This is a genomic window from Paenibacillus chondroitinus NBRC 15376 (assembly GCF_004000765.1).
Classification (GTDB): domain Bacteria; phylum Bacillota; class Bacilli; order Paenibacillales; family NBRC-103111; genus Paenibacillus_E; species Paenibacillus_E chondroitinus.
Map to the genome: position 1 here is coordinate 59,214 of NZ_BILW01000007.1, position 17,553 is coordinate 76,766.

Here is a 17,553-nt window from a genome sequence, read left to right on the forward strand (position 1 = left end):
GCTATTGTTATACCGCTCGTCAGCTTTTCCGATTAAACCGCTCATCCAGCTTCTGAGCCATCCTTCTCGCAGCCTCCAGCTCTTCTTCGGTCAATCTGGAAGAAGCAGCGGCGCCTGCATCCTGCACCACCATTGGGATATGCGGCTTCTGCGTCTTGCCCTGCCGGCCCCTGGTTACGGATCCGCCGCCGGCCTTGGCGGCCTCCACTTTGGATGCAGCTTTCTGTTTGTAGCTGATTTTCTCGCGGACATATTCTACGGCCTGCTCGTAAGTAATAATTTGTTTGCCGAGCATATCCGAGGCGACCGCTTCAATCGAAGACTTCGCCCAAGAGCGGCGGTCGATGTGCAGGAAGTGAATCAATACATTGATGACTTCTTCGTTTAACTTATAATTCAAATCAATTTTCTCAAATATATTAAGTACGCCGTCGGGAATAGAGCCCTGCGTAAAAAACATTTTCAGGACTGCCGTATACGGCTCGTTACGCATAATGTAGTTGTATTGATGATCTGTGCATTCGCCGCGCAGCTGCTGCGGCACTTCCAAATAATACGCCATCTCCACGGATTTCTCTGCGGCCTGATCTATCGAGTTTTCGGCTCCGGTCTCTTCGGTTCTGGACAAGGTTCGTTCTCTTTCCTCATCACGCTTCTTGCTTTGCCTGTAAAAGAGATTCGCGTTGTACTGCATGAGATCCATCTGCAGCTCGCCATCTTCGCTAAAGACGCCGTCTTCATCCAGCAATCGGCATGTTTCCTGCAAGGAAAGATTATACTTCTTGGCCACAATATTAATGGCTGCCATCTGATCCGGCTTATGCTTGAGCGCCTCAACGAAAATTCGATTGCTCGCTCCGCGTGGGAACCTCATGATAATGTCTGCATACTGGAAGCCTTTGGTCGTGACATCCAACCGGGTCTCTCCCTGTTTGCTCGCAGATGCTTCATATAGCGCCTGCTCCAACTCATAGTCGACCACCTGGGTATTAAGCCTGAACAGGTCATAAAAGGGAACGGATAAATTCTCTTCACTTGCTTCGCGGCACTCTTCCGGCTCCGGCGCCAGCAAATCTTCCCGAAGAGAAAGCAGCATGAACTTACCGACCTTATCGCGTAGCAGCAGCGTCAAATGTTGATTTCTGAAAAATTCATTGGGCCCAAGCGGTGGGAACAATGTGTACACAAAAATATAATCTTCTTCATCCGCCAAAAACTTGCGGGTTGTCTGCAAGAGGCCAATGGCCTCAAGCTTGGAGGATTGCTCGATCAAATACTTCCGTCCTCGTTCTCCCTGCTCCAGATCTAGCAGCAGAAATAACTTACGCTGCTGCTCCAAAGGCGAAAATCCGACCTTTTCCGCACTCATCTGCTGATAGAGAGCTTGATAGAGGCTTATTGCCAAACCACCGATCATCGGCTGATACATCATCGCCAACATTTTAAAATCCAAACTGCTTAAAGAAAATTCACGGCCTACACAAAACCTGTGATTCTCCGTGAAATGCAGCATATTCGTCATTCTCATCCGTTTACAGCACCATCCTGCCTAGGCTCAACCGATTGCCTGCCACCTTGCCGGCATCTCGGTTTCTCTCTCTATTAGTCTACCACAAAAATCGACACGCTTGGTATCTAGTAGAGAAAGATAATATTACCTAAAATGAAAAAACCAACCTTTCGGCTGGCTGGGTTGGCCTTGTACATGCCGCTTAGCTTTCGATGGAACATTGCGAATTTTGTTGATACTTTTTGCCCCATTCTTTCATAAGCAAAATAATCGGCGTCAAGGTTTGGCCAAACTCCGTCAAAGAATACTCCACTTTCGGAGGCACTTGGTGGTACACCTCACGATGGACAATGCCGTCCTCCTCCAACTCACGCAGCTGCAAGGTCAGCATTCTTTGTGAAATGGATGGACAGATTCGTTTGAATTCATTAAATCTTTTGGATCCATCGATCATGTGATAGAGCAGCACGCCCTTCCATTTGCCCCCGATCACGTCCAATGTATATTCAACCGGGCAGCCTTCCCGATCTCCTGTGCTGCCATAGCCGCTTTCGCGATCACGCATAATGCCTCGGCACCTCCTTAGTATACAAATTGATACTATACCACACGAATGTGCGTACTTCCTATTTTAGAATGAATGAGCTACACTGACAACATCATAACTATCATTCCTAGGAGATGAGCATATTGAGTTCCCAAGAAACGATGAAAGCGGTAGGACTATTCCGTTATCTTCCTATTGAGCATCCTGAAAGCCTTATTAACGTTGAGATCGAGAAACCGGTGCCTGCCGGCAAGGACCTGCTGATCAAGGTCAAAGCCATTTCCGTAAATCCCGTAGATACGAAAGTGCGTGCTCCGAAAGAGAAAAGGGAAGACGCACCTCGCGTTCTGGGATGGGACGTCGCAGGTATCGTAGAGCAAATCGGACCGGACTGTACATTGTTTAAGCCAGGGGATGAAGTCTATTACGCCGGAAGCATCACTCGCCCTGGCGGCAACAGCCAGTATCATCTCGTTGACGAACGTATCGCCGGCCGGAAACCGAAATCGCTGAATTTCGCCGATGCAGCCGCGCTGCCGTTAACAGCCATCACCGCCTGGGAAGGCCTGTATGAGCGGCTCGGCGTATCACGGAATAAAGAGGATAATGTCGGCAAAACCGTACTGATCATCGGCGCTGCCGGGGGAGTTGGCTCTATCGCCACGCAGCTAGCGAAACTTGCCGGCCTTACCGTCATCGGTACAGCTTCACGTCCTGAATCTGTTCAATGGGCGCAGCAAATGGGAGCCGATCATATAATCAACCATTATGATGCTTTTTTGCCGCAATTAACTGCACTCGGTCTAACTGAGGTTGACTATATTTTCTGCTTAAACAGCACGGCTGAGCATTGGCAGAATATGGCGGACGCAATCGCTCCCCAAGGGAAAATCTGTTCCATTGTAGAAACTAGTCAAACATTAAATATGAATCTCCTGAAAAATAAGAGCGTCACGTTCGCTTGGGAGTTCATGTTCACGCGCGCGATGTTTCAAACATCGGACATGATCGAACAGCACAACCTGCTGAATGAAGTAGCCGAACTAGTCGATAACGGACTACTGAGCGCCACAGTGACTCAGCGATTAACGCCAATCGATGCAGCAAACCTCCGCAAGGCCCATGCCATGCTTGAGGAAGGCCACACAATAGGCAAAATTATTCTGGAACATTTTGCATAAAAGGAAAATGGGGTTGTCTTCAGGTCTGACTATGACCTGTGAACAACCCCTTGTCTATAACAACATAACTTATTTCACACAGGCAGGATTCAGTCAGGGGAAATCCCCGTCTCCTCGCTTGCCCGCGTGTCTTCTCCGTACATGGCAGGGTTCATTTTCCTTGCGATCGCCAAATCAAGCAGTCCCCGCTCCGTGTGCTGATCCTCCAGACTTTCCACCCACAGGCGAATCAGGTCATTCATCTTGGCTGCGTTTTTGATCGGAATTTGATGCTTCGCATCTTTTAGGAAATAGAGTGAGCTATGGGGCAGACCTTGGTGAAGCAAATGGGCATACCGATGAAAGGAACGATCCTTTCTACCAAACATTAATAAAATCGGATGCTTGATATTCCGGAGTCGATGCGTGCAGGAGTAGGCAAGGGTTTGCTTAAAATACATGCAGACATCATTGGACGTGTCTTTCTTCGCGCTCTCGTACAACTGGCGATAGGTTTCATGATTGTCTGCATTTCCGTTCGTGATAGCTTTCTTCAACAGATCCATCAGCATAACCGGGCCGGTCATATTGCACGCCATCCACACCCTGATTTTGTTATATACGTCGGTCAATTCCGACATGCCGCTCACCACGATTCCTCCAAGGAATCGCTCAGGATAAGCTAACAGCGCTTCCAGAAGGACCATCCCGCCGGTCGAATATCCGCAGAGATAAGCTTTTTCAATCCCGATTTCATCGAGCAGCATTCGAACATCGTGTGCCATTAACTCCATACTGAGCGGTCGTTCCGATGCTTGGCTGGATCCGTGACCGCGAATATCAAATGTGATCACCTGGAAATGGTGGGATAACTGTTTTTTTTGATAAAAGAAAGCCTCTGAAGTTAACAGAGGCGGATGGATAAACACAATAGGGATCCCGGTTCCTGAAATCTCATAATTCAGAATCGTCCCTTTTAAATGGGCAAAAGGCAAAGTCGTCTCCTCCGTCAGGTCATGTTCAAGAACTTCACCTTATCGTAGCCCGCTTTGCCTTTTATTATTACACTAGAACATTTTGAAGCCTTTGATCCGCAGTGTTTTGATCGCCGACCCGCTAAGAATCGCACCAACCAGGCCGCCGATTGCCGGAACGATATCAACAATCGTAAAGCTTTCCCCGCTGGATAAAAAAGAGGCCGACCCCATTGACCCGTAGATCACAACGCCAATCACCAGTGCGATGAACGCATAGAGTGGAAACCAGGTCGTCTTCATCAGCATGTTCAAAATAAAACCGATTCCAAAAAATAACACCATCATTAAGACAGTGGCAATAATCATCTGCAGCAATGTCTGATCCCCCTAATTATGAAACTGATCTTCCGCTTTCTTTTCATTGTAATCCACGAGATCGCACAGGTAAAGTGTACACAAATTGAACATTTTCCATTTCACCCTTTGTTCATTTGCCCTTTCTCCATGAATTGGATACAATGTAGGGGATATTAGCCTTGAATGGAGGAACACCCATGAGTGAAGCCGTACAAACGCTGGAAGGCTGGTATGCGCTCCATGATTTCCGGATGATTGACTGGAACGCATGGCATGCCGCAACCCCGCAAGAGCGTAAACATGCAACGGAAGAGCTGAATACATTCCTATCCGATTGGCAGCAAATTGAAAACGATAAATTAGGCAGCACTGCCGTATATAGCATCGTTGGACAGAAAGCTGACTTTGTATTCATGCAATTGCGCGAAACGTTAGAAGAACTGAATGATTTGGAAAATGCTTTCAATAAATCCAGCTTCGCTGCTTTTACAATCCCGGTATATTCCTATGTTTCTATCGTTGAATTAAGCAGTTACTTAGCTAAACCTGGCGTCGACCCTGCGGATGATCCAGAGATTCAAGCGCGTTTGAAGCCAACGCTGCCTAAAGCGAAGCATATCTGCTTCTATCCGATGAACAAGCGTCGCGAAGGCAATGACAACTGGTACATGCTCCCTGCGGACGATCGCAAAACGATGATGCGCAGCCACGGCATGATTGGCCGTACATACGCTGGCAAAGTGAAACAAATTATCACGGGTTCTGTGGGTCTGGATGATTGGGAGTGGGGCGTAACGCTGTTCTCCGACGATCCTCTGCATTTCAAAAAGCTCGTTTATGAAATGCGTTTTGACGAAGTGAGCGCACGATTCGGTGAATTCGGTGATTTCTACGTGGGTAACTTGCTTACGCCTGAGAAGTTTACTAAACTCATTACGGTTTAAAATAAATAGAAGGACGGACCTCATGTCTGTCCTTCTTTTTTTGTCTAGTAAAAAAAGAAAGCCTGCCCTCTATAGAGCAAGCTTTCTCCAATTAATCCTCATCATCGTCGTCGCGGAGCGCAGCGGCAAGTTCGGCTTCCATCTGCGCTTTGCGTGCGAGATACGCCTCGGTATCGCGGTCACGCTGGCGACTCTTTTCCTTCAACCGTTCGATGGCTGGAAGGATGAGAATATCGATTTCCTTTTGTACAACTGCTACATGATCGTAACGTTTCTCCGTCTCCAGAAAATGACCGACTTCAATCAGTCCATTGTAACGATCCAGTTCATCCCGGGTAAGAAGTCCTCTTACTTGGACACTGCAGTGCCGCATAGCGATCCCCCCGTTTACGAATGATGACTAGAAACGCCCTTTACGAATAACGAGCGGAATTCCGCCGATAATGTAGAGGTATCTCATATCAACCACTTTTTTCATCATGGCTGCTACATTACCTTTGAGTTTACGGGACCCAACAATACCGATGGCTTGTCCTTTCCCTAAGGAAGCCACTGTACCTTTGTTGGAGAATTTGAAAGTTTTCATTTGCGAACCGCGAATGGAAGCAATCAGGTTATGAGCCACAGCTTCCCCTTGCTGCATTGCGATTTGTGCTGTTGGAGGGTATGGCCGGCCTTCATCGTTCATGACGATGGAACAGTCACCAACAACATAGATATTGTCGAATTGAGGAGCACGCAGGTACTCATCAACTTTAATTCTGCCGCGCATCGTTTCAAATCCTGCATCATCGAGCATGTGGTTACCGCGGATACCGCCTGTCCAAACAACAGTTGCAGCCTTGATAAACTCATCGCCCGCGATAAGAACGCCTTCCGGAGTGCATTCTTTGATCGCTGTGCCGATTTTGAACGTGATGCCTTTGTCCGTTAAAATTTTCATCGCATACTCAACTAGCTCAGGATCAAAACCTGGCAGTGCTGTTGGAGCCGCTTCAATATTATAAATCTTCACGAGGGAAGGATCGACATCGAATTCTTTGCAAAGCTGTGGAATACGATCTGCCAATTCACCGATGAATTCAATACCGGTAAATCCTGCTCCACCGATAACGAATGTCAGGTAATCTTTGCGATCCGGCTCACGCTTGTATTTCGCGAATTGGTACTCAATGTGCTCACGTATGAAGCGAACACTGTTGATGCTGCGAATATTCAGCGCGTATTCTTTAAGTCCAGGGATTCCGAACGTTTCAGCTTCGCCGCCAAGACCGATAACTAGGTAATCGTAAGAAAGCGTACCGTCTTCGAGGATAACCTTTTTCTCGTGCGGACGGATTTGAGTAACAGTCGATTTCACGAAATCCACTTTGAACTCATCAATCAATTTCAGAATGTTCACGCGTGCATTTTCAGGATTATCTGTCCCTGCAGCAGGCATATGGAGATGCGTGGTAATGTAATGGTAATCATGCTTGTTTACGAGCGTTACATCAGCTTCATTGTAATTTAATTCTTTTTGCAATCGAATTGCAGAAAGAATCCCGCCGTAACCGGCTCCTAGAATAACGATTCTTGGTATTCTACTCATGTCTCTCTCACTTCCATATCCGATTTTATTGTCCCATGGTTTCTCTATCTTGTGAAAATTTACACAAACAGTTTCAAAAGTCGTATACTGCCTCTAGTTTGCGCTCACACGCAATGATTTATGATGATCAAAAAATGCATCAAAAAGCACAAATGTAGTCACAACATGGTAAACCGATTCTCATGATATAATATAATTTAAATTAGTAAAGATCAAGTGCTATTTTGGCTTAAAATCAAGCTTACAGCCGCTTCAGCCCTGTCCAACCATTGTAAGCATTACTTATCATATTTATAAGCGATTTATATAAAGAATTCACACTTTTCTGTTTCCTTCATTAAAAGAGACGTTTATAATGGAATAATGATTGTGGCAATTCTTGCAATTCTGAGAATAATGGCACATCAAAGGAAATGAATCGGAGGAGTTTAACAATGATCGAGAAAGAAACTAATCAAGACATCGTTGATATTATTGTCATCGGTGGTGGACCTGCCGGGATGTTCGCATCCTTCTACGCTGGAATGCGCCATGCGTCCGTGAAAATTATTGAAAGCATGCCGCAACTAGGTGGACAGCTTGCCGCGCTTTACCCTGAGAAGTACATTTATGACGTAGCCGGATTCCCGAAAGTAACGGCGCAAGATCTAGTCAATAACTTACTAGCTCAAATGAAACACTTTCCTATAGATGTTTGCCTAGAAGAGAAAGTACATCAAGTTGTTAAAAAAGAAGAGCGTCTTTTCGAAATCACAACGGACAAAGGTACGCATACTAGCCGCGCCGTTATTATCACAGGCGGAGTTGGCGCATTCGAACCGCGTCGCTTGGAACTTCCGGAAGCCGCACAATACGAGAAAAAGAACTTACACTATTTCGTAAGCGATTTGAACGCATTTGCCGGCCAAAAAGTATTGATCAGCGGCGGCGGCGATTCCGCGGTAGACTGGGCGCTTATGCTTGAGCCGATTGCTGAGAAAGTGACGCTGATCCACCGTCGCGATAAATTCCGCGCACACGAGCACAGTGTTGAGAACCTGATGAACTCCAAAGTAAACATCGTAACGCCTACAGAAATTACGAAGCTTCAAGGCAGCGACCGCATTGAGCAAGTTACGCTCAAAGATATCAAGTCGGGTGAAGAAACTGTGCATGATGTGGATGCTGTTATCGTTAACTTCGGATTCGTATCTTCCCTAGGACCGATTGCTGAGTGGGGACTTAACATTGAGAACGGCTCGATCGTTGTTGATTCCAGAATGGAAACGAACATTCCAGGTATCTTTGCTGCAGGGGATATCACGACATATCCGGGCAAATTGAAATTGATTGCTGTTGGCTTCGGCGAAGCACCTACGGCGATTAATAATGCCAAAGTGTATATCGACCCAACTGCTAAGCTTTCACCAGGACACAGCTCCAATTTGAAATTTTAAATCATAATCTTTCTACATAAAAAGGGGTATTCTATACCTAATCTTCGGATTAGGAGGAATACCCCTTTGTCATCTATATGTCCGGTTTGCAATGGCCTGCAGGAATTAACCACCGACTGCCCCGTGTGCTCACATGCCATGTGTGATGGTGGCAGACTAAGCGACTACCTTGGTCCCTACTCCCCTTATCGGGAGATTGATGTGTACTCGATGTCCGATTCGGACGGCACGTTGTCGGGTCATGGTGGTGAATGCCTTCATTTGCTCAGTTGCCCCGATTGTATGCACAGTTTAACCATTCAGATACCGAATCTATGAGCATCAACTCTCTTAGTTATGTATCTGTTAAGCCATTAGTTGAGCGGAGCTTCATCCTTGATGTAGACTTGCAGCTTCAAGTTCCGTCTCTGGATTTCGGCGAGCAATAGATCAACAAAATCTGATTCTAATCTCAAATCCAGTGCTTTGTAATAAGAGTCGATCAATGTTTCGTCGCTAATTTGTCTCACTGAAATCACCTTTATTCTATAATTTGTAATTATATTATCATGGGGTTAAAAATAGAACAACTGTTCCATTATCCACAGAAAATTGTGTATATCCTGTGGGTAAATTGTTGATATCCCCCCTAAACGGTATGATTGCTTGGGGGATATTGTGTATAAAGTTATACACATGCTAGACTATGCGTATGCTGATAAAAAAAATTGATCACTTAATTTGTAAAATTCCGTGTAATACTTAATATTTTCAGAACAAAGTTCACAAATTTGAAAAGAAATTTTAATCGCCCGTTAATATTCATTGTTTATAATACGATTAGAAAGTTAATCAAAGGAGTGATAGACATGATCGTCTACGATATTGTACTGAATGGTGAAATCAAAGAAACAATTAAGCCCAAAAAGAACCGCTTGAAAGAAATCTACTCGTATATGCTAGAACAAACAAAGGTTATGAAAGACAAATATGGCGACAACGTAAAAATTAAAGGCCGCATCGTGTACTAGGAATGATTCCCCGTCACTTGCGGCTCTTTTTTCGGCTATGTTAGATAATCCCTTTACGATGAAGCACCGTTAACAAGCGGTAAAAGTCATAACTTCCGTCTTTCGGTGTATCAATAAGATTCGCTTTAACCGCCGCATCAACCGCTGCTTTGGCCCACTCGGGCACTTCTTTTAGCGCCGCTTGTCCTTCTAATGCGCTTACTCTGGTCTGTAAGGCAGCAATTTGTGCCTGCAGCTGTTCTAACATTTTCACAACCTCCTCATCATATCTCGTTAATCCATTAACTTGTATCAAATTATTCAGCTTACTGGCGTAAGCAATATCTGTGGCGTAGCCGCTGCTCTGCAAGGCTTGTGTTTGTTCTCCCGGACTTTTGGCGTTCCTTACATTCACATATCGGGGCAGCTGGAAGAGGAGATCTTGATCCCGAAAGCAGAATTCGATCGATGGATACACGCGGAAATCACTAGGCACATTATCGTAACGCACACCGTTTACCATCTCCCAAGTCAAGGCCGATACTCTGTCCCCTGTCCAATAAGGTGTAAGCACACCGCTGCCAACCTTATATCCTACCAAGTTGTTCCACGCATTCACGTTTCCACCCGTCTCCAGAATCGCCTGTGCGATACGAACGGAAGGGAATATCGGAGAATGATCCAGACGCAGTTCTACAGCAATCGGAGCAATCAGCTCGATAAATGCTTGTCTAGTTACCATGCACTCACCCCCTTTTCCTAGTTCAAGCTAGTACTCTTTCAATCTATTCTATTCTTCCGTGAGCAAAAGGTTCCCCTTATGAGGACTACTTCTCAGTCCCACTTTACTTTTCCCTTAGGTTAAGGTTTAGTAAGGAAAGGAGGGCTGATTGAATATGCAAATCAAAGAATTAGCAGAGAAGCTGAACATTTCTCCAAGAACCATTCGTTTTTATGAACAAAAAGGGCTAATTTCTCCCCATAAGCAAGAACACAATTTATATAGAAGATTTACGGAAAAGGAAGTATGGCGGTTACAAACAATCATTTCGCTGAGAGAAGCCGGGATGACGATTGAGGATATTAAAAAAGCGTTGCCTCTAGCCGGCGATGAAGATACCGAACAACTCCAGTATTATTTGGAAATGCAGCGGTCCATCATCTTTTCTCAGTGGCTGGAGCTCAAACAAATTATTGAAACGACAGATACAATGATTGATCTTTTAAAATATCAACAAACGCTTCCATTAGATGATATTTTCTTGTTGGCGGAAGGGTCCAAACGATGGAGAGAAACCAGAAAAAACTGGAATGATAAATGGAATTTCGACCATCAAGCCTTAACCCATGACAACAATGTAGTTAATAATGATAGAGAATATAAGGATTATGAGAAAGCTTTGCAAACGACAATCGATTGGGTTGCTCCCAAGGCGGGTGAACGGGGACTCGATATTGGAACAGGGACGGGAAATTTAGCAGGCAAGTTTCTGGAGAAGGGAATTTCTATCGCCGGGATTGATCAATCCAAGGAAATGCTGAAGCGCTGTGGGCGCAAGCATCCGCAGATGGAACTTAAGCTGGGTAACTTTCTTGCTATTCCATATCTGGATGGACAATTTGATTTCATTGTAACCAGCTTTGCCCTCCACCATATTTCCGATGAACAAAAAATACTGGCTCTAGGCGAAATGCGCCGCGTATTGAAACCCCACGGTCGAATATGCATCACGGATTTAATGTTTGAAAATGACGATCAAAAAGTACAGTACATAGCTGATTTAGAGCGCCAAGGAAGAACGGATGACATCCAGCTGATTCTGAATGCATATTACGCCACAAGTTCTACGCTGCTCAGCTGGTTTGACGAAAACGGATATATCACCAAGCATAAACAATTGAATGAGCTGCTCACCATGGTTTATGCCGTTCCAATCCGCTAAATAAATGGTTGACCTTCTCCTTACGTCAATCCTTACGATGAACTTGTAATGTAACTTAAGGAGGAGTTTGACCTATGCCTAACCATGATGAAATTTACAAACTAGAAGCAGAAACTTACGATCTGCTCATTTCTAAGCAGCCAAGTCTCCAAGATGTAATTGAAAGCATCCACCCCGTTGAAGGTCTAGACATCTTAGATCTAGGGGCTGGCTCTGGCAGATTGACCCGTGTACTTGCCCCTAAGGCCAAATCCATTTTGGCCGTCGATGCATCAGAAGCCATGTTGCAAGTAACGGCACAAAACCTTCAAGCAGCCGGCTTGCACAACTGGAGCACCCAGGTGGCCGATCATCGAGCTCTCCCTGTCCCTGACAATAGCTACGATTTAATCGTGTCAGGCTGGAGTATCTGTTATTTAGGGAGCTCTGACATGCCAAATTGGCAAGAAAACATCCGTCAGGTGATGGCGGAAATAAAGCGAGCACTGCGCCCTGGCGGTTGCGCCATTATTTTCGAGAATTTCGGAACGGGTTCGACTGTCCCTAATCCCCCGAGTTTTCTGCGTGCTTACTATGATTTGCTTGAAAACGAATTGGGGATGTCCCACACTTGGATTCGGACGGATTATCAATTTGACAGCTTGGAGGAGGCGGAGCGGCTGAGTCGTTTTTTCTTTGGTGATGAGCTGGCTCAGCAAGTTGTTCAAGAAGGATGGATACAGCTTCCGGAGTGCGCGGGGATTTGGTGGCTGCGCTAGAGAAGAACGCAGTGTCCCACAGTGCTACGATCCATACTGCGTGGTGGATGGTTGTTTGGGAACTACAGGGCGCTATTCTTGCAAAACGGGCCATTTTATTGATTTTGCGGAACTATGGGGCTCTATTTATCTAATTTCCCCTCATCAAGACTGAAAATCGGGAGAATAACGGACCGTAGTTCCCTCCCACCAGTCAAACACCTGATTTTAGCCAAAATAGAAGCTCAGAGTTCCCACTCCCTGTTCCTCATGGTGTGGCACCGTAAAATCAAAAAAAAGAAGCAGCGAAATGATCTGCTGCTTCTTACTTATTATAAAAGAAGACTCAACGCTTCTATCCATTAACCGGAAAATGATTCGAGGATAATTTTGACCAATAAGAACGGAAGAGCGCCAATGGAGATAAACGCATATAAAAATCCTTGCAAAAAGTTTCTGAACAGTTTCACCAAAATCACTCCCATCTAAATTCGTCAAGATTGTGAACTTTCTTCAATTATACTCCTTCGCCAGCGAAGTTTTATGAAAATAAGATTAATTCTTTCATTGCTTGTCCAAAAATGGGCAAAAAAAAAAGAGCAGCTATAAGCCGCTCTCATCTTATTGATTAAGCCTCAACCTTATCATCGCAAGGTTCAGGTGTGCCTTCATAATCCGCCGGTTTGAAGGAAGATCCGCAACCACAGGAAGCTACTGCATTCGGGTTGTTGATGGTGAAACCGCCGCCCATACCCTTGTCTTCAAAGTCGATTTGGACGCCATATAAATATTTGGCGCTTTCTTCATCCACAACCACTTTCACGCCGTGAATGGTAAACTCTTTATCGTCAGCCTTCTGATCATCGTCGAAGCCCATACCGTAAGAATACCCGCTGCAACCGCCAGCTTTGACGCCTAGTCGCAAGAACAGGTTCGGTGATTCTTCCGAAGCCAAAAGTTCTTTAATTTTATCACTCGCAGATTCGCTAATGTTAATCATAACGGAAATCCCTCCTTGATGTTTCCCATCGTGGGAAACTGGCATTATCCATAAGTTTCGTAATGCTTACTATCAAGTATACTCCTATTCCGTGCATTGCTCAAGGGCAGGTGCGCATACATGACTAGCAAAGTTCCCAAAGGCTTACTGCTTGCGTTGCATCGCATAATATTGCAAGATCAACTGATCCAATTCTCGACTACACTGTTGCACTTCAGGATGCAGGAAACCATATTCAGTGCCTAAAGCCACCATTTGGTCTCGAAGCTGTTCGATTGCTATATCTAATCGTTCCTGCAGTTCGGTCACGAAATATGTTGGCACGATATAATCACCTTTTAACCCTACGTAATCACATTGCAATAGTATACAGGAATTTGTTAATATTGGGAATAACCTTTTATGAATTTTGATAGCAAAATTTGTAGATTTCCTAGATTGTCAATTTATGTCCATGTTCATCATATTGCCCCCTCCCACAGGGAGGTTTATAATGATTAGGAAAGTTTGTACGTTTATTGAAAACTTAGAGAGTCTTTGAGCCAAACTCAGAGCTCCCTATATGTGTGAATTCCTGAACCGAACTGGCTGACAGGTAGGCGAGCCACTCACACCGCAAAGGCGCATGAAATCATCTGCAGATGGATGCGTCGATTCTTTATGTGCTTTATTTTGATTTCATAGGAGGAATGAAGATGAGTGTAATCACCACAGACCCGATCAAACGGATGGCGGAAATTGCCGACAAAGTTGAACACGGTCAACGTCTATCCCTGGAGGATGGATTATTTTTGTATGAATCGGACGATCTTCTGAGCATAGGTCAAATGGCAAACAAAGTAAACACACGATTGAACGGAAACAAGGTTTATTTTGTGCAAAATATGAGTTTGTATTTCACGAATGTGTGTGAGGAGCATTGTGCTTTTTGCCATTTCCGCCGCGATGAGGGCGAAGAAGGTTCATACACGCTTACGCCAAGCCAAATGTTAGAGTATGTAGCTGAACATTATAACCCGGAAATCAGAGAGTTCCATATTAGCCAAGGGCATAATCCTCATTTGCCTTTTGAATATTACGTTGATTGCATTCGCCAATTGAAAAATGCCTACCCTGATGTGACCATTAAGGCGCATACCGCGGCAGAAATTGAATTTTTCTCACGGATTAGCGGCTTAAGCTACCGAGATGTCTTGAAGACATTGATGGATGCAGGCCTATCCACACTGCCAGGTGGCGGTGCAGAGATTCTTACGGAGCGCTACCGGTCCAAAATGAAAGTCGAAAAAGCTTCTTCGGAAGAATGGCTCGACGTTCATCGCAATGCCCACTTGCTTGGCATGAAAACTCACGCCACTATGCTATACGGATCGATAGAAACAAAAGAAGAACGCATTCGCCATATGATGCTTTTACGCGAACTGCAAGACGAAACGAACGGTTTCTTAGTTTTCATTCCGAACTCCATCCAACCAGCCAGCAAAAACGCGGGCCTCAAAAGACGCGTGCCTGCTTGGGACGAGCTGAAAACCATCGCAATCAGCCGTTTGATGCTGGATAATTTCCCTCATATCAAAGCTTATTTCATTAATATTGGTACGAAATTGACTCAGCTTTCCTTCACCTTCGGGGCCTCCGATGCCCATGGCACGATCGTGAAAGAGAAAATTTCACATGCAGCCGGCGCGTTATCCCCTGAAGGACTAACACGTGACGAGCTTGTTTGGTTGATTCAAGGTGCTGGACGTACAGCCGTTGAACGCGACACCTTTTATAATGAAATCAAAGTGTATTAGTCATACTAGAGAAGAGAGAATAGTCAAGAAGGGATACGGAGTGTTATGAAAAAATTTGTGATCCTCGGAGGAGGTTATGGCGGTCTGACCATAGCCTTGAACATGCTGGAAAAAGATTTGCCGGAAGATACCATACTGGAAATGATCGATCGAAGTCCTTTTCAAGGCCTCAAAACGGAATATTACGCTCTGGCTTCAGGTACAATTGCAGAAACGCATATTCGAGTTGCTTATCCAGATGACCCTCGTTTATTGCTGACTTACGGAGAAGTGTCCTCGGTGGATTTGGAGAAAAAGGAAATTCTTTTTGAAGATAGAGAACCTGTCACGTATGATTGGCTTGTAATTGGTCTAGGCTGTGTAGATAGCTATCATGGCATCACGGGTGCCAAAGAGTTCTCCTCCAGCATTCAAACGCTGGCGCAAACTCGCGCTACGTACCAACGCATCAATAACATCGCGCCTTATGGACAAGTTTCCATTATCGGCGGCGGTTTAAGCGGTGTGGAGATGGCTGCGGAGTTAAGAGAAAGCCGGGCCGATCTGAACATTCGACTCATCGACCGTGGTCCAAGTCTGCTGTCCGCTTTCCCAAGCAACCTGCAGCAATATGTACGGGAATGGATGACCCAGCATCACATCGAGCTTCGTCCGAACGTGTCATTATGTCGTCTGGATGGCGGAGATTTGTACAACGGGGATGAAATCATCCAAACAGATGCGACCATCTGGACTGCGGGCATTCAGCCAAATCCAATTGTTGAAGCTCTGAACGTACCCAAAGACCGTCAAGGGCGTATATTGTTAAATGAGCATCACCAAATTCCGGATCATAAAAACGTCTATGTTGTCGGCGACTGCGCTTCCCTCCCATTCTCGCCAAGTGCGCAAGCGGCACAAGCGCAAGGCAAGCAGATTGCTGAAGTCATGCAGGCGATTTGGAAAGGTGATACGCCGCGGCTTGGTGAAATTAAACTCAGAGGCACATTAGGTTCACTCGGTAAAAAAGCTGGGTTCGGTATCATGGGTAAACGCACGCTGATGACAGGCAAAATCGCGCGTATGCTAAAAAGTGGCGTTCTCTGGAAATCGAAACGCCACTTCGGATAAGTTCAGGCTCAATCGCTTAGCAGATCGTACATCGCTTCAATCTCTTTGATCTTCGCAAGAATAAGTTCGTGAAGTTGATCTGCGTTCTCTGCGGCAATGATTTCGCCGTTCAATAGCGCATAGGGCTCCATGTAGCACTGTCCGCAATTACCAAGACAGCCGTATTCGATGACATCATAGTCGGGATTTTGTTCTAGGGCTTTCATGACTTTCTCTGTTCCATTGTGCATGTTGCTGGCGCAAAACTCTATGATTGGTCTCATAATAAAAATTCCACCTTATGTCGATATATTCAAGTTGAAAACCATTTTCATTTAATCATTATTGTAATATAATAATAAAAGAAAGGAGATGAATCAAATGTCTGAAAAAACAAAAGAAGCTATTTATGATGAAGTCCTTGAGGTTTTAGATAAACTTCGTCCTTTTCTACAACGCGATGGCGGCGACGTGGATCTCGTTGACGTAGAAGACGGTGTTGTGAAGCTGAAACTGATGGGTGCTTGTGGAAGCTGCCCGAGTTCAACCATCACGTTGAAAGCCGGTATCGAACGCGCACTTGTTGAAGAAGTTGAAGGTATAACTGAAGTCGTGCAAGTGTTCTAATAACGACTATATCATAAGAAAGAGCTTACCACTATGGTAAGCTCTTTTTGCTAATCTATTTGCGTTGATTAAGCAGCGGCAGCGGCTGGATCGGGTCGAGCCCTCCAGATATATCCATGATGTTGCCTGTGATGAAATCTGAAGCCGGCAAGCATAAGAATTCGATGACTCTGGCCACATCTTCGCCAGTCCCCGGTCTTCCTACCGGCGTTTCGCCATCGACCTCCAGACGGGCTTCCTGCATCGTGCGCTCTTTATTTTTCCCGCGAATGTCGCCTGGGCAAATCATATTCACGGTGATTCCGTGGCTGGCTTCTTCTTCAGCCAATGTCTTCGTGAAGGAGACCAAGCCCACCTTCGCTGCCGCGTAGACAGCGCGATGTGTCCAGCCTCTGGCTTCAGCCGCTCGGCCAAATCCAAAATGGATTATCCGCCCCCACCTCTTCTCCCTCATCATCGGCAAAACCAATTGATCAAGCTCCATAACGCCAAGCAAATTGCCGCGCATTAAATATTCAATTTCATCCACACCATAATCAGCAAAAAACCGCCGCTCCCGGAAAAAAGGCCCCGCATTGTTCACGAGAATATCAATCGGGCCCAGCTCAGACGCTGTTTGTTCCACCATACGTGTTATGTCTTCCCGCTTAGCGACATCGCCTTGGACAGCCATACTGCGAACACCAAAATCTTGTAAGTGATGGACAAGCTCAGCGGCTTCCCTTTCACTATTTACATAATTGACAGCCACCTGACACCCTTGTCTAGCCAAGGTGATGGCGGTCATTTTGCCGAGTCCTTTCGCACTGCCTGTAATAAGAACCGTTCGGCCTCTTAATTCCATGGTCCT

At 45.4% G+C, this 17,553-nt stretch carries 21 protein-coding genes; 9 read left to right on the plus strand and 12 right to left on the minus strand.

Going from position 1 to position 17,553, the window contains the following annotated elements; genetic code table 11:
• Positions 1-19: 19 nt before the first annotated feature.
• Together PCH02S_RS11010 and PCH02S_RS11015 are read right to left on the minus strand one after the other, a co-directional pair.
• Complete coding sequence (locus PCH02S_RS11010; RefSeq protein WP_127452884.1) at positions 20-1,528, minus strand: replication initiation and membrane attachment family protein; 1,509 nt, start codon at positions 1,526-1,528, stop codon at positions 20-22.
• A 184-nt stretch (positions 1,529-1,712) separates the two neighbouring features.
• Positions 1,713-2,075 carry a winged helix-turn-helix transcriptional regulator gene (locus tag PCH02S_RS11015; protein ID WP_127452886.1) on the minus strand — a complete coding sequence of 121 codons (363 nt, stop codon included), beginning with the start codon at positions 2,073-2,075 and terminating at the stop codon, positions 1,713-1,715.
• A gap of 116 nt (positions 2,076-2,191) precedes the next feature.
• Between PCH02S_RS11015 and PCH02S_RS11020 the strand changes: the two genes are divergently transcribed.
• Positions 2,192-3,238 carry a zinc-binding alcohol dehydrogenase family protein gene (locus PCH02S_RS11020; protein WP_246069030.1) on the plus strand — a complete coding sequence of 349 codons (1,047 nt, stop codon included), beginning with the start codon at positions 2,192-2,194 and terminating at the stop codon, positions 3,236-3,238.
• An 89-nt stretch (positions 3,239-3,327) separates the two neighbouring features.
• Here PCH02S_RS11020 and PCH02S_RS11025 read toward each other — a convergent pair whose 3' ends face one another.
• Together PCH02S_RS11025 and PCH02S_RS11030 are read right to left on the minus strand one after the other, a co-directional pair.
• Positions 3,328-4,212 (minus strand): alpha/beta fold hydrolase, encoded by an 885-nt coding sequence (locus tag PCH02S_RS11025; protein ID WP_164819520.1) that lies wholly within the window; start codon positions 4,210-4,212, stop codon positions 3,328-3,330.
• Positions 4,213-4,284: 72 nt separating this feature from the next.
• Entirely contained in the window at positions 4,285-4,569 is a 285-nt protein-coding gene (locus PCH02S_RS11030; RefSeq protein ID WP_127452890.1) for a YuiB family protein, read from the minus strand.
• Positions 4,570-4,748: 179 nt separating this feature from the next.
• Here PCH02S_RS11030 and hemQ point away from each other — a divergent pair, with 179 nt between their 5' ends.
• On the plus strand, positions 4,749-5,495 hold the full coding sequence (hemQ, locus tag PCH02S_RS11035; protein ID WP_127452892.1) for a hydrogen peroxide-dependent heme synthase: 747 nt from the start codon (positions 4,749-4,751) through the stop codon (positions 5,493-5,495).
• A 91-nt stretch (positions 5,496-5,586) separates the two neighbouring features.
• Here the strand turns inward: hemQ and PCH02S_RS11040 are convergent, their stop codons facing one another.
• Complete coding sequence (locus tag PCH02S_RS11040; protein ID WP_127452894.1) at positions 5,587-5,868, minus strand: hypothetical protein; 282 nt, start codon at positions 5,866-5,868, stop codon at positions 5,587-5,589.
• A gap of 27 nt (positions 5,869-5,895) precedes the next feature.
• On the minus strand, positions 5,896-7,086 hold the full coding sequence (locus PCH02S_RS11045; RefSeq protein ID WP_127452896.1) for an NAD(P)/FAD-dependent oxidoreductase: 1,191 nt from the start codon (positions 7,084-7,086) through the stop codon (positions 5,896-5,898).
• 434 nt (positions 7,087-7,520) lie between these two features.
• Between PCH02S_RS11045 and PCH02S_RS11050 the strand changes: the two genes are divergently transcribed.
• Entirely contained in the window at positions 7,521-8,522 is a 1,002-nt protein-coding gene (locus PCH02S_RS11050) for an NAD(P)/FAD-dependent oxidoreductase (RefSeq protein WP_127452898.1), read from the plus strand.
• A 353-nt stretch (positions 8,523-8,875) separates the two neighbouring features.
• Here PCH02S_RS11050 and sda read toward each other — a convergent pair whose 3' ends face one another.
• Entirely contained in the window at positions 8,876-9,031 is a 156-nt protein-coding gene (gene sda, locus PCH02S_RS11060) for a sporulation histidine kinase inhibitor Sda (RefSeq protein ID WP_127452902.1), read from the minus strand.
• A 339-nt stretch (positions 9,032-9,370) separates the two neighbouring features.
• On the opposite strand from sda, the gene PCH02S_RS11065 reads away from it, so the two are divergent.
• The gene (locus PCH02S_RS11065) at positions 9,371-9,532 is read left to right on the plus strand and encodes a mechanosensitive ion channel protein MscL (protein WP_127452904.1); all 162 of its coding nucleotides are present in this window, start codon (positions 9,371-9,373) and stop codon (positions 9,530-9,532) included.
• A gap of 40 nt (positions 9,533-9,572) precedes the next feature.
• Here the strand turns inward: PCH02S_RS11065 and PCH02S_RS11070 are convergent, their stop codons facing one another.
• Positions 9,573-10,253 carry a glucosaminidase domain-containing protein gene (locus PCH02S_RS11070; protein ID WP_127452906.1) on the minus strand — a complete coding sequence of 227 codons (681 nt, stop codon included), beginning with the start codon at positions 10,251-10,253 and terminating at the stop codon, positions 9,573-9,575.
• A 154-nt stretch (positions 10,254-10,407) separates the two neighbouring features.
• On the opposite strand from PCH02S_RS11070, the gene PCH02S_RS11075 reads away from it, so the two are divergent.
• Both PCH02S_RS11075 and PCH02S_RS11080 read left to right on the plus strand, forming a co-directional pair.
• Positions 10,408-11,454 (plus strand): MerR family transcriptional regulator, encoded by a 1,047-nt coding sequence (locus PCH02S_RS11075; protein ID WP_127452908.1) that lies wholly within the window; start codon positions 10,408-10,410, stop codon positions 11,452-11,454.
• A gap of 74 nt (positions 11,455-11,528) precedes the next feature.
• Entirely contained in the window at positions 11,529-12,212 is a 684-nt protein-coding gene (locus PCH02S_RS11080) for a class I SAM-dependent methyltransferase (protein ID WP_127452910.1), read from the plus strand.
• A gap of 607 nt (positions 12,213-12,819) precedes the next feature.
• Here PCH02S_RS11080 and PCH02S_RS11085 read toward each other — a convergent pair.
• Entirely contained in the window at positions 12,820-13,191 is a 372-nt protein-coding gene (locus PCH02S_RS11085) for a HesB/IscA family protein (RefSeq protein ID WP_127452912.1), read from the minus strand.
• Positions 13,192-13,335: 144 nt separating this feature from the next.
• Positions 13,336-13,515 carry an aspartyl-phosphate phosphatase Spo0E family protein gene (locus tag PCH02S_RS11090; protein WP_246069031.1) on the minus strand — a complete coding sequence of 60 codons (180 nt, stop codon included), beginning with the start codon at positions 13,513-13,515 and terminating at the stop codon, positions 13,336-13,338.
• A 371-nt stretch (positions 13,516-13,886) separates the two neighbouring features.
• Here PCH02S_RS11090 and mqnE point away from each other — a divergent pair, with 371 nt between their 5' ends.
• A complete protein-coding gene (gene mqnE / locus PCH02S_RS11095) occupies positions 13,887-14,987 on the plus strand; it encodes an aminofutalosine synthase MqnE (protein WP_127452914.1) in 1,101 nt (366 codons plus the stop codon).
• A 45-nt stretch (positions 14,988-15,032) separates the two neighbouring features.
• Positions 15,033-16,097, plus strand: coding sequence for an NAD(P)/FAD-dependent oxidoreductase (locus PCH02S_RS11100; RefSeq protein WP_127452916.1), 1,065 nt, complete (start codon positions 15,033-15,035; stop codon positions 16,095-16,097).
• An 8-nt stretch (positions 16,098-16,105) separates the two neighbouring features.
• Here PCH02S_RS11100 and PCH02S_RS11105 read toward each other — a convergent pair whose 3' ends face one another.
• Positions 16,106-16,360: a YuzB family protein gene (locus PCH02S_RS11105; RefSeq protein ID WP_127452918.1), complete on the minus strand. Its 255-nt coding sequence runs from the start codon at positions 16,358-16,360 to the stop codon at positions 16,106-16,108.
• Between the two features lie 97 nt (positions 16,361-16,457).
• On the opposite strand from PCH02S_RS11105, the gene PCH02S_RS11110 reads away from it, so the two are divergent.
• Complete coding sequence (locus PCH02S_RS11110; protein ID WP_127452920.1) at positions 16,458-16,703, plus strand: NifU family protein; 246 nt, start codon at positions 16,458-16,460, stop codon at positions 16,701-16,703.
• Positions 16,704-16,758: 55 nt separating this feature from the next.
• On the opposite strand, the gene PCH02S_RS11115 is transcribed toward PCH02S_RS11110, so the two are convergent.
• Positions 16,759-17,547 (minus strand): SDR family oxidoreductase, encoded by a 789-nt coding sequence (locus PCH02S_RS11115; RefSeq protein WP_127452923.1) that lies wholly within the window; start codon positions 17,545-17,547, stop codon positions 16,759-16,761.
• Positions 17,548-17,553: the final 6 nt, after the last annotated feature.

What these genes read in the sequence shown, in the direction of transcription:
- PCH02S_RS11075 (WP_127452908.1), top strand. Translation starts at nt 10,408, where the DNA reads ATGCAAATCAAAGAATTAGCAGAGAAGCTGAACATTTCTCCAAGAACC.
- PCH02S_RS11115 (WP_127452923.1), bottom strand. Translation starts at nt 17,547, where the DNA reads ATGGAATTAAGAGGCCGAACGGTTCTTATTACAGGCAGTGCGAAAGGA.
- PCH02S_RS11080 (WP_127452910.1), top strand. Translation starts at nt 11,529, where the DNA reads ATGCCTAACCATGATGAAATTTACAAACTAGAAGCAGAAACTTACGAT.
- PCH02S_RS11040 (WP_127452894.1), bottom strand. Translation starts at nt 5,868, where the DNA reads ATGCGGCACTGCAGTGTCCAAGTAAGAGGACTTCTTACCCGGGATGAA.
- PCH02S_RS11045 (WP_127452896.1), bottom strand. Translation starts at nt 7,086, where the DNA reads ATGAGTAGAATACCAAGAATCGTTATTCTAGGAGCCGGTTACGGCGGG.
- PCH02S_RS11065 (WP_127452904.1), top strand. Translation starts at nt 9,371, where the DNA reads ATGATCGTCTACGATATTGTACTGAATGGTGAAATCAAAGAAACAATT.
- PCH02S_RS11015 (WP_127452886.1), bottom strand. Translation starts at nt 2,075, where the DNA reads ATGCGTGATCGCGAAAGCGGCTATGGCAGCACAGGAGATCGGGAAGGC.
- PCH02S_RS11100 (WP_127452916.1), top strand. Translation starts at nt 15,033, where the DNA reads ATGAAAAAATTTGTGATCCTCGGAGGAGGTTATGGCGGTCTGACCATA.
- hemQ (WP_127452892.1), top strand. Translation starts at nt 4,749, where the DNA reads ATGAGTGAAGCCGTACAAACGCTGGAAGGCTGGTATGCGCTCCATGAT.
- PCH02S_RS11110 (WP_127452920.1), top strand. Translation starts at nt 16,458, where the DNA reads ATGTCTGAAAAAACAAAAGAAGCTATTTATGATGAAGTCCTTGAGGTT.
- PCH02S_RS11105 (WP_127452918.1), bottom strand. Translation starts at nt 16,360, where the DNA reads ATGAGACCAATCATAGAGTTTTGCGCCAGCAACATGCACAATGGAACA.
- PCH02S_RS11070 (WP_127452906.1), bottom strand. Translation starts at nt 10,253, where the DNA reads ATGGTAACTAGACAAGCATTTATCGAGCTGATTGCTCCGATTGCTGTA.
- PCH02S_RS11020 (WP_246069030.1), top strand. Translation starts at nt 2,192, where the DNA reads ATGAGCATATTGAGTTCCCAAGAAACGATGAAAGCGGTAGGACTATTC.
- PCH02S_RS11085 (WP_127452912.1), bottom strand. Translation starts at nt 13,191, where the DNA reads ATGATTAACATTAGCGAATCTGCGAGTGATAAAATTAAAGAACTTTTG.
- PCH02S_RS11050 (WP_127452898.1), top strand. Translation starts at nt 7,521, where the DNA reads ATGATCGAGAAAGAAACTAATCAAGACATCGTTGATATTATTGTCATC.
- PCH02S_RS11010 (WP_127452884.1), bottom strand. Translation starts at nt 1,528, where the DNA reads ATGAGAATGACGAATATGCTGCATTTCACGGAGAATCACAGGTTTTGT.
- mqnE (WP_127452914.1), top strand. Translation starts at nt 13,887, where the DNA reads ATGAGTGTAATCACCACAGACCCGATCAAACGGATGGCGGAAATTGCC.